The 16,269-nt window shown below is 30.4% G+C and carries 18 protein-coding genes; 7 read left to right on the forward strand and 11 right to left on the reverse strand.

The genetic code is table 11. The features are described 5' to 3' along the window. Window positions 1–5: 5 nt before the first annotated feature. The 3 genes from N2251_RS06555 to N2251_RS06565 form a co-directional block, all read right to left on the reverse strand. Window positions 6–2,300 (reverse strand): FdhF/YdeP family oxidoreductase, encoded by a 2,295-nt coding sequence (locus tag N2251_RS06555; protein WP_260585938.1) that lies wholly within the window; start codon window positions 2,298–2,300, stop codon window positions 6–8. After that, on the reverse strand, window positions 2,293–3,093 hold the full coding sequence (gene fdhD, locus N2251_RS06560) for a formate dehydrogenase accessory sulfurtransferase FdhD (RefSeq protein WP_260585939.1): 801 nt from the start codon (window positions 3,091–3,093) through the stop codon (window positions 2,293–2,295). The genes N2251_RS06555 and fdhD overlap by 8 nt, the downstream gene beginning before the upstream one ends. A gap of 125 nt (window positions 3,094–3,218) precedes the next feature. After that, complete coding sequence (locus N2251_RS06565) at window positions 3,219–4,397, reverse strand: class I SAM-dependent methyltransferase (protein WP_260585940.1); 1,179 nt, start codon at window positions 4,395–4,397, stop codon at window positions 3,219–3,221. Window positions 4,398–4,516: 119 nt separating this feature from the next. On the opposite strand from N2251_RS06565, the gene N2251_RS06570 reads away from it, so the two are divergent. Then, window positions 4,517–5,353 (forward strand): outer membrane beta-barrel protein, encoded by an 837-nt coding sequence (locus N2251_RS06570; protein WP_260585941.1) that lies wholly within the window; start codon window positions 4,517–4,519, stop codon window positions 5,351–5,353. An 80-nt stretch (window positions 5,354–5,433) separates the two neighbouring features. Here N2251_RS06570 and N2251_RS06575 read toward each other — a convergent pair whose 3' ends face one another. The 6 genes from N2251_RS06575 to N2251_RS06600 are packed head-to-tail and all read right to left on the reverse strand — an operon-like array spanning window position 5,434 to window position 9,639. Further along, entirely contained in the window at window positions 5,434–6,714 is a 1,281-nt protein-coding gene (locus tag N2251_RS06575) for a hypothetical protein (protein WP_260585942.1), read from the reverse strand. Next, a complete protein-coding gene (locus tag N2251_RS06580) occupies window positions 6,704–7,615 on the reverse strand; it encodes an ATP-grasp domain-containing protein (RefSeq protein WP_260585943.1) in 912 nt (303 codons plus the stop codon). The genes N2251_RS06575 and N2251_RS06580 overlap by 11 nt, the downstream gene beginning before the upstream one ends. Before the next feature lie 38 nt (window positions 7,616–7,653). Next, window positions 7,654–8,310 (reverse strand): pyridoxamine 5'-phosphate oxidase family protein, encoded by a 657-nt coding sequence (locus tag N2251_RS06585; RefSeq protein ID WP_260585944.1) that lies wholly within the window; start codon window positions 8,308–8,310, stop codon window positions 7,654–7,656. 1 nt (window position 8,311) lies between these two features. Further along, a complete protein-coding gene (locus N2251_RS06590; RefSeq protein WP_260585945.1) occupies window positions 8,312–8,827 on the reverse strand; it encodes a GNAT family N-acetyltransferase in 516 nt (171 codons plus the stop codon). 3 nt (window positions 8,828–8,830) lie between these two features. Then, the gene (locus tag N2251_RS06595) at window positions 8,831–9,121 is read right to left on the reverse strand and encodes a DUF1272 domain-containing protein (RefSeq protein WP_260585947.1); all 291 of its coding nucleotides are present in this window, start codon (window positions 9,119–9,121) and stop codon (window positions 8,831–8,833) included. Continuing rightward, window positions 9,121–9,639, reverse strand: a complete 519-nt coding sequence (locus N2251_RS06600) for a DinB family protein (RefSeq protein ID WP_260585948.1) — start codon at window positions 9,637–9,639, stop codon at window positions 9,121–9,123. The genes N2251_RS06595 and N2251_RS06600 overlap by 1 nt, the downstream gene beginning before the upstream one ends. A gap of 79 nt (window positions 9,640–9,718) precedes the next feature. Here N2251_RS06600 and pdxR point away from each other — a divergent pair, with 79 nt between their 5' ends. Beyond that, a complete protein-coding gene (pdxR, locus tag N2251_RS06605; RefSeq protein ID WP_260585949.1) occupies window positions 9,719–11,197 on the forward strand; it encodes a MocR-like pyridoxine biosynthesis transcription factor PdxR in 1,479 nt (492 codons plus the stop codon). Here the strand turns inward: pdxR and prmC are convergent. Further along, the gene (gene prmC / locus N2251_RS06610; RefSeq protein WP_260585950.1) at window positions 11,187–12,074 is read right to left on the reverse strand and encodes a peptide chain release factor N(5)-glutamine methyltransferase; all 888 of its coding nucleotides are present in this window, start codon (window positions 12,072–12,074) and stop codon (window positions 11,187–11,189) included. The genes pdxR and prmC overlap by 11 nt on opposite strands. Before the next feature lie 2 nt (window positions 12,075–12,076). Continuing rightward, window positions 12,077–12,577, reverse strand: a complete 501-nt coding sequence (locus N2251_RS06615) for a GNAT family N-acetyltransferase (RefSeq protein WP_260585951.1) — start codon at window positions 12,575–12,577, stop codon at window positions 12,077–12,079. A 51-nt stretch (window positions 12,578–12,628) separates the two neighbouring features. On the opposite strand from N2251_RS06615, the gene N2251_RS06620 reads away from it, so the two are divergent. Genes N2251_RS06620 through N2251_RS06640 form a run of 5 tightly spaced genes read left to right on the forward strand, consistent with a single transcriptional unit; the run spans window position 12,629 to window position 16,268 of the window. After that, window positions 12,629–13,090, forward strand: coding sequence for an LEA/WHy family protein (locus N2251_RS06620; protein WP_260585952.1), 462 nt, complete (start codon window positions 12,629–12,631; stop codon window positions 13,088–13,090). A gap of 5 nt (window positions 13,091–13,095) precedes the next feature. Further along, complete coding sequence (ribD, locus tag N2251_RS06625) at window positions 13,096–14,187, forward strand: bifunctional diaminohydroxyphosphoribosylaminopyrimidine deaminase/5-amino-6-(5-phosphoribosylamino)uracil reductase RibD (protein WP_260585953.1); 1,092 nt, start codon at window positions 13,096–13,098, stop codon at window positions 14,185–14,187. Beyond that, complete coding sequence (locus N2251_RS06630) at window positions 14,180–14,794, forward strand: HAD-IA family hydrolase (protein ID WP_260585954.1); 615 nt, start codon at window positions 14,180–14,182, stop codon at window positions 14,792–14,794. Before ribD ends, N2251_RS06630 begins: the two co-directional genes overlap by 8 nt. Beyond that, window positions 14,791–15,654: an EamA/RhaT family transporter gene (locus tag N2251_RS06635; protein WP_260585955.1), complete on the forward strand. Its 864-nt coding sequence runs from the start codon at window positions 14,791–14,793 to the stop codon at window positions 15,652–15,654. Before N2251_RS06630 ends, N2251_RS06635 begins: the two co-directional genes overlap by 4 nt. Further along, window positions 15,654–16,268, forward strand: coding sequence for an IMPACT family protein (locus tag N2251_RS06640; RefSeq protein WP_260585957.1), 615 nt, complete (start codon window positions 15,654–15,656; stop codon window positions 16,266–16,268). The genes N2251_RS06635 and N2251_RS06640 overlap by 1 nt, the downstream gene beginning before the upstream one ends. The last annotated feature ends 1 nt before the right edge of the window (window position 16,269 follow it).

A 16,269-nucleotide genomic window follows, 5' to 3' on the forward strand; every position in this document is an offset into this window, starting at 1 on the left:
TTTTTTTAGTCTTGCTTTTTAACAGTTATAATCACTGTTTTAGAAGCTGGTGTGTGGCTAATTCTAGCTTTACTTTTTAGCGGAACTAATACATTTGCTTCAGGAAAATAAGTAGCAGTACATTGTTTTGGTATGCTGTACGGAATTACTAAGAATCCGTTAGCTTTTCTTTCTTCCCCTTTAAAATGACTCGTTAAATCTACTTTGTCTAATTTTATTAACCCTTGATTTTTCATATCATCAGGATTCATGAAAATTACTCTTCGTTCATTTAAAATTCCACGGTAACGATCGTTTAAACCATAAATAGTAGTGTTGTATTGATCGTGTGTACGAATGGTCATCATCATAAATTGATTACTATCTAAAACAACATCCGAAGGTAAATTTGTTGAGAAGTTTGCTTTTCCAGTTAAAGTAGGAGTGAAGTCTTTTTCTCTCGCATTGTTTGGTAAATAAAAACCTCCTTTTACACGAACTCTTTCGTTGTAATTATCAAAACCGGCAATGGTGGCTTCTATTTTAGCACGAATTAAATCGTAATTAGTAATTAATTTACTCCATTCAGTCTTAGTATTTTTCAATGTAGCTTCAGCAATACCAGCAACAATAGCAGGTTCGCTTAGTAAATGTTTAGAAGCGGGAGTTAAATGTCCGTTTGATTGATGTACAACACCCATCGAATTTTCTACGGTAATAAATTGTTCTCCGCTATCTTGCATATCTTTTTCTGAACGACCTAAACAAGGTAAAATTAATGCTTGTTTACCATGAATTAAGTGACTGCGGTTTAGTTTTGTTGATATTTGAACCGTTAAATCACAGTTTTTTAAAGCTTCTGCTGTATATGTTGTATCTGGAGTTGCTGAGATAAAATTACCTCCCATTCCAATAAAAACACTTGCTTTTTTTTGATGCATGGCTTCAATAGCGGCAACAACATCATAACCGTGTTTACGAGGAGCATTAAATTGAAATTCCTTTTCTAAATTATCTAAAAAATCATCCTTAGGCTTTTCCCATATTCCCATAGTTCGATCTCCTTGCACGTTCGAGTGACCTCTTACAGGGCAAGTACCAGCACCTTTTTTACCGATACTTCCTTTTAATAATAATAAATTAACAACTTCTCGAATATTATCAACCGCATTTTTATGTTGCGTTAATCCCATTGCCCAACAAATAATAATTTTATCATTGCTGATAATCATATCTGTAGCTTCTTTAATTCTATCTAAAGATAAGCCTGTTTGAGGTAATAATTCTTCTATTGAATATTTTTCTAAATCGACTAGAAATTGCTCTAAACCGTGTGTTTTTTCTTTTATAAATTGATGATTAAAAACATCACCTGATTTCTCTTCTTGTGCCTTCATCATTTTTAAAATGATTTTTAGTAAGGCAACATCTCCGTTAATTTTCACTTGTAAAAACAAATCGGTTAACTTATCACCAGCACCTAACCATTTTAACGGGTTTTGCGGATCTACATAATTCATTAATCCAACTTCGGGCAACGGATTTATAGTCATTATTTTTCCGCCATGCTTTTTAGTATCTTTTAATGCAGTAAGCATTCTAGGGTGATTTGTTCCCGGATTTTGACCTATAACAATAACTAAATCAGCATGATTAAAATCATCTAAAGTAACAGAACCTTTACCAATTCCGAGCGTTTCTGAAAGTCCGCTACCACTACTTTCATGACACATATTAGAGCAGTCAGGTAAGTTGTTAGTTCCAAACTGACGTACAAATAGTTGATATAAAAAAGCAGCCTCATTACTGGTTCTTCCTGAAGTATAAAAAATTGCTTCATCAGGAGAATTTAATTTATTTAACTCTGTTCCGATTATATTAAAAGCGGCTTGCCATGATATTTCTTCATAATTATCTGATCCTTCTTTTAAGATCATCGGATGGGTGATTCGTCCACTTTTACCAATTTCGTAATCAGACCATTCAGACATTTCTTGCACAGAATGTGTTGCGAAAAATAGGGGAGATACTCTGTTAGTTGTAGCTTCTTCTGCAACTGCTTTCGCACCGTTTTCACAATATTCTGCTAAAAAAGCTCTTTTTTGATCAGGATCTGGCCAAGCACAACCTGGGCAATCAAAACCATTAATTTGATTGATGTTTTTAAGTAAACTGATTCCTTTAGCAACACCTGTCTCTGAAAAAACATGCTTTAAGGCTGATTGTATTGCTTTTGTACCCACTGCTTTTTTAGGAATATCAATTAATTTTATTCCTGTTAATTTTTCTGGTGGCTGTGCGTGTATTTTTTTATCACTCATGATTTATATATTGAGGATTTGAGTAAACTGTCATTCTATTATTTCTACTAAAACCTATCAGGCAAATCCCGAATTCTTTCGCAAAATCAACGGCTAAAGAAGAACAAGCAGAAACGGCTATAATACTAGGGATTTTAGCAAAAAAAGCTTTCGAAACAATCTCGTACGAAACGCGTCCGCTTACAAGCATATAGCTTACTTTTTTTAAGTTTTTTTTATTGATTAAATCGCCAATACATTTATCAACTGCATTATGACGACCAATATCTTCTTTAATAGTTAAAAGTTCTTTATTTATATCGAATAAAGCACAAGCGTGACTTCCGCCAGTTGTCTTAAATAAAAACTGTAATTCATTCATTTTTAAAAACATATCAAATGTTATATCAATTGATTGATTACTTTTTTTATTGAGTGGATTTCCACTTGCTTTTAAATCCTTTAATTCTTTTTTTCCGCAAATACCACAGGATGAAACCGATAAAAGTGTGCGTTTATTTAGGTAGCCTTTTCTTAGTTTTTCCTTTGGAATAACAACATTTAAAACAGCAGAAAAATCACTATTAATTTCAATAATATCTATCTTTAATTCATCATTGCTTTTATAAATATCTTCTGCGTATAAAAGCCCTCTTATAAGTTCTTTATCGTCTCCGGGAGTTCTCATAACCACAGTGTAAGATTCACTGTTTATGTTTATTTGGAGCGGTGCTTCAATAACAAGTGTATCTTCTACTTTTAGAGAAGAATTTTCTGATAATTTAATAGATTGGTAGGTACTTGCTTGTTTCATCTTACAAACAAAAGTACTTAAAAGTAAATGAATTGAAAAGTTAAGCTTAAGAAGATATTTTATCAATAAATACTATTGAAATATTCAGGTTATAGCATGTTTTATTAATAATATAAATTTAGCTGCTAAATTTTTGAGCAGCAAATTATAATCAGTTCATTATTACAATTTGTAGTAAAAAAAAGATAAGTATCACCACCGTCTTTCAGTTTCGTTTCAATTCTAATTTGGGCAACTGATTTAGGAAAGTTTCGCGTGGTAATATTTGCTTTTGAAATAGTTAATTGTTTCCTTAATTTCTTTTTATTGTAAGGAAAAATCTCTTCTATTTTAAATGTTCTTCCAGGGAAATCAATAACTAATTTTTCAGAGGTGTATAAGTGTGAATGTTGATGTAGCTTATTTATTTTATACTGATTTGCTACTTCGTTAAATCCACCAGATTTTAAAATAGCGGCATTAGGTTCATATAAATAATTAATTGGTAAAGAGTATTTTGAATTTTGTTCGTTATTGATATTAAAAGTAAACTCTTGACTCTTGTTTTTCAGTAAATTAACTGCATTTACCTTAATTATTGATTTGCATTTTTTTTCTAATAAAAAAAGCAATTCTTTTACTTCGTTATTTACAGCTACAACATGAATTTCTTTTACATATTTTAACTCATTTAATGTTGAACTAATGTCTAACATTGGTGAGTTTTTAATCAGAATTGTTTCTGATTTTGTGAATAAAAAATCTATGTTTTCAGGAACATTAGGCAAACAATCTTTCAATAAAAAAACTTTTCCTTTTAGATCATTTCTACGAGAAGGATCAATGTAAATACAATCAAATTTTTTGGAAGAATTTTTAAGAAACTCTAATCCGTCAGAAGCTATGGTTTGCACATTATCTATTTTTAATTGTTGATAATTATGTGCTACAATTTTAGATAATTCCTCATTGATTTCTGAATGAATTACGTTCTTAAATTTTTTAGAAAAATAAAAAACATCAACTCCAAATCCGCCTGTTATATCAATTAAATTATTACCAGAAACTAAGCTTGCTTTGTATTTGGCAGTTATTTCAGAAGAGGTTTGCTCAATACTTATTTTTGGAGGATAATATATGTTTTTAACATTAAACCAACTTGGTAATTTATTTTTAGCTTTCTGTTTGCTAACAATTTGACTCGATAATTCTTGTATAAACACCATCTCAAACGGACTTCCTTTTAAAATCAGTTTTGTGATATCAGAATTTAAATTCTTATCAATAAATTCTTGTACGTTTTTATCTAAAATACTGGTATTCAACAACCTTCGGTTTTTAAAAGCAAAGCTATAATAATTTACTGATATTATACAGTAAATGCAGGCTTGTGTTCTTATTTTATTTATATTTTTGCCGCCTAAATTTTTAAAAAAGAATAAAAATGAATAAAATTATTTTATCTGTAATTATTGTTTTAACATCACTTTCTGTTAACGCACAATATTATGTTTCAGTTAGTGGAGGAGTACATAATAAGGCAGATATGAAGTTATTATCTACTTCAAATGGAGCTTTAAAAGGTAGTTACGGTGAGGGAATTCAGACTCAAGTAAGAGGAGGTTATTTTTTTAATGAAAAAATTGGTGTCGATTTAGGTGTAGGTTATCTACATGGTGAAGATCAACAAATACGAAATGACTATTTAAGCATTAATGCAAGAGCAAGGGCTTTTGGAGCTTCGTTAGCTGCTATTTATAACTTATCTAATAATGTTTATGTACGCGCAGGTTTAATTACTAAAATTGGAGGTAAAAGTATTGCAGAAGGAAGTTTAGATTTAGATATTCCTGGAGAATGGGTTAATCCTGCTTTAGCAGGGTCTGGTCAAACACTATCTTTAGAAGTTGAATTTGATAGAGATAATGCTGGGGAATTTCCTTTAGGTTTTGTTGGTGCGTTTGGTGTTAAGTTTGAAGTAACTAGTAATTGGAGTGTTTTTGCTGAAATGGAATACCAAGGTATAGATGTTGTTCCAAATAAATCTACCTTAACAAGATACTCAGGAACATTGGCAGGGCAACCTGTTGGAAGAGATCAGTTAATAGCTTTAATTGAAAGTAATCCACAAGCAAGTGCTTTCTTTGAGGAAGACAAACTTTCTATTTTTGATGAGTTTACATATTCAAATAATCCATCTGATACTCAAAGAAAAAAGTTTGATGCTCCTTATTCTTCTTTTGGACTTAATTTTGGTGTAATTTATACTTTTAAGAAGTAAGACAATTACCCTTAAAGATTAACAAAAAAAAGGAATAACTGAAAAGTTGTTCCTTTTTTTTGGTTAAATAATTGATCTATTTATTTAGAACCTTTAACGATTCCCATACTTAAAACACTGCCTTTTCCGAATGAATGATTTGTAGGTAAAAGTGTTCCGCTTTCAGTAGTAATCCAATCTTGCCAAGTAGCAGAAACTCCGTTCATTTTCATACTCGGAACGTACATTTTATAGCTTATAGGAATATTATTTTCATCTAAAGTCCATAAATAAGAATCTCCAGGGGTTGAGCCACCAGTAGTATATTTCACTAATAAAGCATCTTTACCATCTACTTTTTTTATAGTTCTAATAATTCCGTCTTCAAATAGTTTATGGGGTGCAACCAACCAAAAAGAATCATTATTAAAAATATTCCATGCTTTTTTCACTAAGGTAGTATCCACTTTTTCTTGTGGTTTTTTATTAAAGAAAACGGTACTTTTTTCTATGCTGTTTGGATGAAGGTTTACGAGGATTGAATCCCAAGAAACAGCTACGATATGATTTTTTTTATCCCATTTAAAATGACGTTTTCCTCCAAAACTCCATTCTAAAGTATTTGTTTTTTTATACGCTTCATGGTTTATTGCTTTTAATATTTTATTAGCCAATACATCAGCTTTTGGATTTGATGCTTTTACATTGCCCATATTTAATTCCACACCGAATAACGAAAGTTTGTGTTTAGTAGGTAATTTAAAACCAGCATTGGTTGTTTTCCAATCAGACCAAGTAGCCGAAACTCCGCCAATGGGAATAATTTTTGTCCACATTTTATAATCAGTAGGAAAACCATTTTCATTTAAAATCCATAGATAAGAATCGCCTGGAGTATCGCCACCAGAGGTATAGGTTATTAATAAAGCATCTTTGTTTTTGTAATTTACAATACGTCTTTCAACACCGTTGTCTAAAACTTTATGGGGTGCAATCAGCCAAAAACTATCATTATTAAAATAATTTGTAGCTGTTTTTAAAAGTGATGGATCCTTAACTATAATTCCGTCGACAGAAACGGTACTTTTTTCTGTTGATTTTGTGTATAAAACAACCTTGTTTTTACCCCAAGAAACCTCCACTTTATCTTCTTGTTGATACCATTTATAAAAATGTTGATTTCTAAAAGACCATTCGATAAGTTCTGTATTTTTAAAAGCTTCATGATTAATTGCTTTTAGCATTTTATTAGCCAGTAAATCGGCTTCATTACCTTGTTTTCCTTCTGGGATATTTTCATTATTAGCGAAATAGAATACACTAATAGCAATAATAAGAGTTGATACTATTGCACCTAAAAATTTTAATATTTTATTCTTCATTTTGATTGATTAATTGTTGGATACCTTTTGCTAATTCATCGGCAGCTTTCGGGTTTTTTCTAAACCATAATTCAGGTTCAATCAGCTCTAATTCTGCAAGTGCTAAATTATTGTTATTATCTGTAAAAACATCAACTCTGGCATAAATAGGAAGGTTGTCGCATGCTTTTACAGCTTTTTCTGCAAAACTGATTTCTAGTTGGGTAGGAGTATAGTCGTAAACTGAGCCACCAAAATCATCTTGAACTCTAAAATCTCCTTTTTTAGCAATTTTTAAAACAGCGTGTGTAAATTTACCGTTTATAACGATTAACGAAATTTCACCTTTTTCTACAATATTATGTTGAAAGGGTTGTAATATTAAAGCTTCTTTAGGAATCAATTGCTTAAAAACAGCTTCATGATCAGAAATGTTTTGAGTATTTATTCGGTAAGTATGTCTTCCGCCACCAGAAATACAAGGTTTTAGTACAAACTCGTTAAGTTGATGTTTTGTGGCTAATTCTTGTAAACTTCTTTTTTCAGTAGTTTCTATAAAGTAAGATTCGCAAATATGAACTTCTTTTTTCTGTAAGTCTTGTAAATAGTGTTTATCAATATTCCAACGAATTATAGCTTCTGAATTTAGTAAAACAGTTTGTTTAGAAACGTTATTTAACCATTTAGAAAATTCGTCATATCTATCAAAATAATCCCAAGTAGTTCTAAATAAAATATATTTAGTTGTAGCCCAATTAAAAGTAGCATCATCCCAAGAAAGACGACCAACTTTTAAGCCTATTCTTTCTAAAGCGACTTTTACATAATTGTCTTCATCTAAGACATTTTTTGAGTAGATATCAACTTTTGTTGGGTTTAGATACCTGTTTTCTGTAAGAATTATAACATCGTAAATTTTCATGCTCGAAATTTACAATAATTTACGATGTTATAAAATGACTATTTATGTTGATTATAATAGTTTAACACATGTTTAGGAATTTCAACACCTTCTTTTAATTTATCATCAGAGATAGGAAATTCAGCTACTTGTTTTATAGGTACAATACCCGCCCAAATAGGTAAATCATAATCTTCAGGTTCATCAGCTACGCCAGTATCTCGTACTTTTGCAGAAGCAGTTTCAATAGTAAATTCTATAACTAAAGTTCTATCTAATTCTTTTTGATACATAGGTCTTAAAGAATCCCATTGGTTAGGAACCATTTGATCTACAATCCATTTTAAAATTTCCGTCTTGTCAGTATCTTTTTCAACTTTATTTAAGTTCCCAAAAAGAGTTACCGAACGATAATTTACAGAATGATGTAAGCCAGAACGCGCTAAAACCAGTCCATCTAAATGCATAACTGTTATCGAAGTTTTACCACTCTCTAAAATCGATAATAACATTCTGTTCGCAGTTGAACCATGAATATAAATCTTATCATCTCTTCTGGTATATGCCATCGGAATTGTGATAGGATTACCGTCATAAATATAGCCAACATAACATAAAAAACCTGCATCTAAAATGGTGTTAATCTTTGCTACATCATAAGTAGCTCTGTTTGCTCCGCGCTTTATTCTATTTAATTTTGATTGTTCGTATTCCATGTTAAATTTCTTTTGATAAAACGTAATTGTCGTACTCTTTTCCGTTTACATTAAAGTTTAAATCACCAATGCTTTTAAACTCATTTCTGTGGTAAAAACGAATACCTCTTTCGTTTTTAATATATACAGAAAGCCATATTGCAGTGGCCTTTTTTTCTTTGATTTTATCAATAATAAAATCTAAAAAAGGTTGCCCGATTTTCATTGGTAAAAACTGATTTAAAATGTAAATTCTTTCTAATCTTGCGCTACTATTTGCTGTTTTGTCTTCAAATGATTGGTTTAATACAATTTTAGAAAAACCAACAGGTAAATCATCTATGTAAGCGATATGAAACAGATTGTTTTTATCTTCTAATTCTTCTGTTATTTTTTTGATAGAGAAAGCATTCGCGCAATAAGCTAATAAATCATTTTTATCATCAATAAAATGACCATGAGACTCTGTATAAGTAATTCTACCTAATAAGGCTATGACTTCTGTATCTGAAGTTGTTGCTATTTTAAAAGTAATCATCAATTATCTATTTTTAGGTTTTATTCCTCTAAATTTATCAGAATTAAATTTCGCTTTTTCTAAATTTTTCGGAGCATATACTCTTTTTGTTGAAATAGGATACTTTGCTATCATTTCTGATGTTCTTATAGGGCGTTCTACAAAATTACCAGCACAACTAGGACATACATTTTCGAATATTTCTATAGCACATGTTTTGCAGTAAGTGCACTCGAAAGAGCAAATCATGGCATCAGTAGAATTACTAGGTAAATCTTTATTGCAATGCTCACAGTTTGGTCTTATTTCTAACATTATAGGTAGCGTTCTTTAATAATATCAATATGCCAAATGCTGTGCCCTAATAGTATAAAAGCACATGCTCTTGCAGATACTGGAGAATTACTAGCGGTTCCTAAATTGATTAAATTATCATCAGAAATACTATTAATTAAATTCACTGAATACATACGTGAAACAGTAAATTCTTCTAATAATTCATCCATAGATTTATCGTTTGCTCCTGATGGATCTATATAAATATCTTGATCGAAACCAGCCATAGCAGTAGTATCTTTTCTTGCTATTCGTAAAAAGCGATACATAAAAATACGTTCGGTATCAATAATATGTTGTAAAAGCTCCTTGATTGTCCATTTCTCAGGTTGATAACGGTATTCTAATTTATCTTTAGGTACAGATGAAAAGAAATCGATGACCATTTTTTTATCCTCTTCATAACCTGTCTTTAAATCTACCGAATCTGCTACTTTATCTAAATATCTTTTGTAATACGCATCATGTTCGTTGGGTTGTACGTTTTGTTTTGTCATTTTTAATGTTTTTTTGTTCAAAAATAATATATTTATGGGTTGTTATAATCATCCAGAAGAGATATAATAAGTAGTCCAGATGTTTCCATATAAAACCAGTTTAAAATTAGATAGAAAAGGTTCTCAATCTTTGTACTTACAATTGTCTAATCAGTTTATTCAATTGATAAAAGAACAAAAATTAAAACCTAAAACCAAACTTCCAGGAAGTAGAAGTTTAGCAGAGTTGTTAAATGTGCATAGAAAAACGGTTGTTGCTTGTTATGATGAGTTAATGTTACAAGGTTGGGTAGAAAGTATTGCTAAAAAAGGGACTTTTGTACATCGTAATTTACCTTTATTAGAACAAACTGAATTTTCTAAATCTGATTTTAATACTGAAGAAGCACAAACGGGTTTTTCTTTCTATAAAAATAGCAAACATCAAAATAATTCTAAAAAGAAAGATAATACTATTATCTATTTAAATGACGGTATTTCTGACGGCAGATTAACGCCAATGGATGAAATTGCAAGAACTTACAGAAGAATTGCAGTTAAAAAAAATGTATATAAACATTTGGGGTATAACTCAGTTTATGGGAGTGATACATTAAGAGAAGTTTTAGTTAATTATTTAAATGAAACAAGAGGATTACAAATAGCCAAAGAGAATATTTTAATAACTCGCGGAAGTCAAATGGGGATTTGGTTATCTTCACAGTTATTATTAAAAGAGCATGATATTATTGTAGTTGGTGAAACAAATTATGCTTCGGCTAATGCAACTTTTTCGGGTCAAAAAGCAATATTGAAAACTGTTTTAGTTGATGAAAATGGAATTATGACTGATGAGATTGAAATTATTTGTAAAAAACAACAAATTAAAGCTGTATATGTAACTTCTCACCATCATCACCCAACAACGGTAACCTTATCAGCAGAAAGAAGAATTCATTTATTAAACCTCTCAAAACAATATAATTTTGCAATTATTGAAGATGATTACGACTATGATTTTAACTACAATCATGCGCCAATTTTACCTTTAAAAAGTCATGATTTAAATAAAAATGTAATTTATATTGGTTCAATTTGCAAAACGGTGGCGCCTGTTTTTAGAGTTGGGTATTTAATAGCGTCTAAAGAATTTGTAGATGAAGCTGCAAATCGTAGAAAAATAGTGGATAGGCAAGGAGATGAGTTGTTAGAATTAACATTTGCAGATTTTATAAAATCGGGGGATTTAGATAGGCATATTAGAAAAGTAATGAAGGTTTACAAGCAACGAAGAGATTTGTTTTGTTACTTGTTAGACAAAGAATTAGGTGGCTTTTTTAAGTTTGATAAGCCAAAAGGAGGAATGGCTGTTTGGACGATTTTAAATCAAGAATATTCGTGGAAACAAGTTGCAAAAGAGGCTTTAAAAAGCCAATTAGAAATTGGTGATTATTCTCGCTATGAAGCTGTTAATACAAACCACAATGCGATTAGAATTGGTTTTGCAAGTTATAATGAAAAAGAGATTTACGAATTAATTGCTAAATTAAAAACAACAATGTTAACGCTTAAAAACTAGTTTTTATCATTCGGTCGTTTCCAGAAAAATCTTTTTTTAGTTCTATTTTTTTAAAACCTTTATCTTCTAGCATTTTCACGGTTTCTTTTCCTAAATATTGATTGATTTCAAAAAATAACAGTCCATTTTTTGATAAATGAAGTTTCGCTAAATCGGCTATTTTATCATAGAATATTAACGGATTATTGTCATCAACAAATAAAGCTAAATGTGGTTCGTTTTCTAAAACATTATTTTTAATCTCTGCTTTTTCAAGCTCTCGAACATATGGCGGATTGGAAATAATAATATCTAACTTCACGTCATTTTGACCCTGTTTCAGAATTTCCTCCAAATTATTGGTTTTTAAAATATCAGCTTCAAAAAAATCAATTTTAACTGAATTTAGTTTGGCATTTTCTTTAGCAGTAATTAAAGCATCCGAAGAAACATCAATAGCTGAAATTGTTGCATTTGGTAACTGCTGTTTTAATGAAATAGGAATACAACCAGTTCCGGTTCCTATATCTAATATAGAAATTTTTTCATCTTGTATATTTTGCAGAACAGCAACTTCTTCTAAAACCCATTCTATCAATTCTTCGGTTTCTGGTCTTGGAATTAACGTGTTTTTATTCACTAAAAAAGGCAATCCATAAAACTCGGTATTTCCTAATATATACTGAATAGGTTCTTCCTTTTGAAGTCTTTTTATGGTGAGACTAAAAAACTCTAAAACATCCGAAGGAATATTAAAATCAGCTTTTAAAACGGAATCAATTCGTTGAAAACCTAATTTTCCCTCAATCAATAAAAAGAAAAAAGAATCGATTTCTGTTTGCGGATAGGTTACTGATAATTCTTGTGTAAAATATGTTTTGAATTCTTTTAAAATCATTTTTAAGCCTTTATTAAATCTTTTAACATCCAAACGTTACAAGAAAAATGACCTGTATTTCCCATAGGAGCCTCTAAATTAACAAATCCGTTTTTGGCATACAAAGCTCTAGCCGCATTCATATAAGGCATGGTTTCTAAATAACATTGTTTGTATCCCTGGGCTTTTGCTTTAGATAAACAATAATTAATTAGCTTACTTCCTAAACCTTTTCCTCTTGCTATTGGCAAAAAATACATTTTTTGTAGTTCACAAATAGTCTCTTCAAAATCAGGTAAACCAGCAAAACCAACACCACCAATTACTTTATTTTGATGTTCTATTACAAAATAGGCTGTTTTTTCTTTTTGATACGTTTCAAACATTTCGTGAGTTGCTTTATCTTCATAAGCGGTACCAACTTTAGGTGCGCCAAATTCAGTTAAAACGGTTCTAATAACGCTCGCTATTTGTTGATTATCATTGGGTTTAATTTCTCGGATAATAAAATCAGAAGGAGTCATAGGAATACCTTATTTTTGCTTTGCAAATTACCTAAAAAAATAAGAATTGAAATGAAGAAATGGGGGTTTTTTATAGTTGTTTTATTTATTGTGAGTTGTTCTGTAAAAAAGAAACCAATATTTATAAAGGTTGATGACATTAAAATTATGTCAATAGCATCAGATACGATTCGATTAAAAGCAACAGCATTTTTTAAAAACCCGAATGATATTGGAGGTAAATTAGCAACAGACGAAATTAAAGTAATCGTAAATGGCGAAGAAGTTGCTCAGGTTTCTTCTGATGAGTTTGAAGTTCCAGCACGGAAAGAATTTAATATTCCGTTAAAAGTGGTAATTCCTGCTAAAAAGATATTCGGAGATACTAAAAACGGAATTTTAGGAGGTTTGATTAATTCGATTTTAACCAAAAGTATAAAAGTACAGTTTAAAGGAGATTTAAAATATCGCGTTTTAGGTTTTTCTGATGTATATCCGATTGATAAAACGGAAGATATTAAAATAAAATTCTAGTTTTTTTGAAGCACGAAAACTACATACAACGTTGTTTACAATTAGCCAAAAATGGCATAGGTACTGCACGCCCAAATCCGTCAGTTGGAGCTGTTATCGTTTATAATGATAAAATTATAGGTGAAGGATATACAAGTGTTTATGGTGGTAATCACGCAGAAGTGAATGCGATAAACTCAGTTGTAAATAAAGAGTTATTAAAAGAAGCAACGATTTACGTAACATTAGAGCCGTGTGCGCATTTTGGGAAAACACCGCCTTGTGCCGATTTAATCGTAAAACATAAAATACCCAATGTTGTAATTGGTTGTGTTGACACGAATAGTTTGGTTGCAGGTAAAGGAATTGAGCGTTTAGAAAAAGCAGGACTCAATGTAATTGTAGGTGTTTTAGAAGCAGAATGCAAACAACATCATAAACGTTTTTTTACTGTCCAGAATAAAAAGCGTCCGTATATAATATTAAAATGGGCCGAAACTTCGGATGGTTTTGTAGCACCGTTATCAAAAAATGAACAAAAACCTGTTTGGATTTCTAATGAATACTCAAAACAGTTAGTTCATAAATGGCGAAGTGAAGAACATGCTATTTTAGTGGGTACAAATACTGTAATTGCAGACAATCCGTCATTAACAGTACGCAGTTGGTCGGGAAATAATCCGATTAGAATTGTAATAGATAAAAACTTACGAATCCCTGAAAATGCCATAGTATTCGATGAGAAAGTAAAAACGATTGTTCTTTTTGATAAACAAGAAAAAAATGAAGATAAAAAAGACAACTCTTTATCTAATGTTTTACATCGAGTGCAGATGAGATGCAGTAAAGAACTTGTTTTTGAATCTATCGATTTTTCATCCCGCGTAGCGGAACAAATATGTGATGTATTGCAAAACCACAATATTCAATCTGTAATTATTGAAGGAGGAACGCAAACATTGCAAACTTTTATAAATGTTAATCTTTGGGATGAAGCAAAAGTTTTTATAGGAAAGGCATCGTTTAAAAGTGGGGTAGTAGGTCCGGTTATAAAAGGAAGTTTAGAAAAAGAAGAAAACATCGAAGGCGATGTATTAAAGACATATATAAATGATTAAAAATATTGTTTTCGATTTTGGTGATATCTTCATCAATTTAGATAAAGAAGCAACTTATAAAGAGTTAGCAAAACTGGGCGTAACCAATATTTCTGAAGATATGATAACAACCTATCATCAATATGAAATGGGTTTAATTTCTACGGATGAGTTTGTGAATTTTTATAAAACCAAATTTCCGCAATTAAGTCGTGAAAGTTTAGTGAATGCTTGGAATGCTATTTTATTAGATTTTCCGAAACGCAGATTAGCTTTTTTAAAAGAGTTAGTAGCGTCAAATAAATACAGATTATTTTTATTAAGCAATACAAACGATTTACATATTTCTTGGATTCAGAATAATTGGGGAGCTGATTTATACAGTGAGTTTAAAAACTGCTTCGAACAATTTTATTTATCGCATGAAATAAACTTCAGAAAACCAAATGCAAATATTTACGAATTTGTATTAAATGAAAACGCTTTAAAAGCATCAGAAACTATTTTTGTTGATGATTTAAAAGAAAATACCGAGGCAGCTAAAGAATTAGGAATGCAAGTTTGGAATTTAATTCCAGGAAAAGAAGATGTAGTTGATTTATTAAAAAGAAAAGAATTTTTAGCGTGATTTATTTAGTACTAAGTGTATTAGTTTCTAGTTTATTATTTGTAATTTTTAAATTGTTTGATGTTTTTAAAATAAACACATCACAAGCCATTGTTGTAAATTATGTTATCGCATTGTCTTTTGGTTTATTTACTTCAAATGTACCTTTATCAATTACGCAAATACCACAACAACCTTGGTTTTTAGGTGCTTTCTGTTTAGGTTTTTTGTTTATCACAATATTTAATGTAATGGGGATAACAGCGCAAAAAAACGGATTATCAGTTGCTTCAGTTGCAGGTAAAATGTCGGTGGTTATACCTATTTTAGCTGGATTGTTTTTATATAATGAAAGTGTTGGTTTTGTGAAAGTTATCGGAATATTAATGGCGTTAATCGCTGTTTATTTATCTTCTGCTAAAAGTGATATTTCTCCTGTAAAATTTAAAAACTTAATATATCCATTATTGTTATTTATTGGTTCAGGGTGTATAGATGCTGGTTTAAAATACACTGAAACAACCTACGTGTCAAACGGAGCAGTACCTATGTTTTTAGCTACTATTTTTGGTTGTGCCTTTATACTGGGTTGTATCTTTATAATGGCACAACTAATAAAAGGGAGTTTTAAATTTCAATGGAAAAATATTTTAGGAGGAATTGCTTTAGGAATTCCGAATTATTACTCGATGGAATTTTTATTAAAAGCATTACAAACCGAAGGATTAGAAAGTTCAACTTTATTCACGATTAATAATGTATCTGTTGTTATTTTAACCACTGTTTTTGCTTTAGTTTTCTTTAAAGAAAAATTGATTAAAAAGAATTGGATAGGAATAGGATTGGCTGTAATTAGTATTTTATTAGTAGCTTCGGCGTAATGATTGAAATAAAAGACACTTATAAAACAATTGATGTAGCTTCAGAAGAAACATTATTTAAAGACAGAAATAGTAAGTTTTTTGGCTATGCTTTTCCTGTTTTTACTGAAGATGATGTTAAAGAAGCTATTGATGGTTTAAAGAAAAAACACCATTCGGCACGTCATTTTTGCTACGCTTGGCAATTAGGAACTCTAAAAACACGTTTTAGAGCAAATGATGATGGTGAACCAAGTAATTCGGCAGGAATGCCAATATATGGTCAAATTCAAGCCTTTGAGGTAACCAATATTTTAATAGTTTCTGTTCGTTATTTTGGTGGCACAAAATTAGGTGTAGGAGGATTGATAAATGCTTACAGAACTTCGGCGCAATTAGCTTTAGAAATATCAGAAATAAAAGAAAAAACAGTTGATATTGATTATCAATTAACTTTTGGATATGATATGATGAACAAAGTACAACGTATCATTAAAGAGAGAAATTTAAATATAACCAATCAAAAATTAGAAATGGATTGCCAATATATTATTTCTGTGCGTAAAAAAGATGCACAAATGATTTTTGATATTTTTGAGAACCTATTTAAGGTTGAAATAAAAGAAGTTGAGTAAA

The sequence above is a fragment of the Tenacibaculum haliotis genome (assembly GCF_025215075.1).
Classification (GTDB): Bacteria; Bacteroidota; Bacteroidia; order Flavobacteriales; family Flavobacteriaceae; genus Polaribacter; species Polaribacter haliotis_B.

Coding starts and splice junctions, on each gene's coding strand:
- N2251_RS06590 (WP_260585945.1), bottom strand. CDS start 8,827: ATGATTACTTTTAAAATAGCAACAACTTCAGATACAGAAGTCATAGCC.
- N2251_RS06600 (WP_260585948.1), bottom strand. CDS start 9,639: ATGACAAAACAAAACGTACAACCCAACGAACATGATGCGTATTACAAA.
- N2251_RS06555 (WP_260585938.1), bottom strand. CDS start 2,300: ATGAGTGATAAAAAAATACACGCACAGCCACCAGAAAAATTAACAGGA.
- N2251_RS06580 (WP_260585943.1), bottom strand. CDS start 7,615: ATGAAAATTTACGATGTTATAATTCTTACAGAAAACAGGTATCTAAAC.
- pdxR (WP_260585949.1), top strand. CDS start 9,719: ATGTTTCCATATAAAACCAGTTTAAAATTAGATAGAAAAGGTTCTCAA.
- N2251_RS06585 (WP_260585944.1), bottom strand. CDS start 8,310: ATGGAATACGAACAATCAAAATTAAATAGAATAAAGCGCGGAGCAAAC.
- N2251_RS06620 (WP_260585952.1), top strand. CDS start 12,629: ATGAAGAAATGGGGGTTTTTTATAGTTGTTTTATTTATTGTGAGTTGT.
- N2251_RS06595 (WP_260585947.1), bottom strand. CDS start 9,121: ATGTTAGAAATAAGACCAAACTGTGAGCATTGCAATAAAGATTTACCT.
- N2251_RS06640 (WP_260585957.1), top strand. CDS start 15,654: ATGATTGAAATAAAAGACACTTATAAAACAATTGATGTAGCTTCAGAA.
- N2251_RS06615 (WP_260585951.1), bottom strand. CDS start 12,577: ATGACTCCTTCTGATTTTATTATCCGAGAAATTAAACCCAATGATAAT.
- N2251_RS06570 (WP_260585941.1), top strand. CDS start 4,517: ATGAATAAAATTATTTTATCTGTAATTATTGTTTTAACATCACTTTCT.
- prmC (WP_260585950.1), bottom strand. CDS start 12,074: ATGATTTTAAAAGAATTCAAAACATATTTTACACAAGAATTATCAGTA.
- N2251_RS06630 (WP_260585954.1), top strand. CDS start 14,180: ATGATTAAAAATATTGTTTTCGATTTTGGTGATATCTTCATCAATTTA.
- N2251_RS06575 (WP_260585942.1), bottom strand. CDS start 6,714: ATGAAGAATAAAATATTAAAATTTTTAGGTGCAATAGTATCAACTCTT.
- fdhD (WP_260585939.1), bottom strand. CDS start 3,093: ATGAAACAAGCAAGTACCTACCAATCTATTAAATTATCAGAAAATTCT.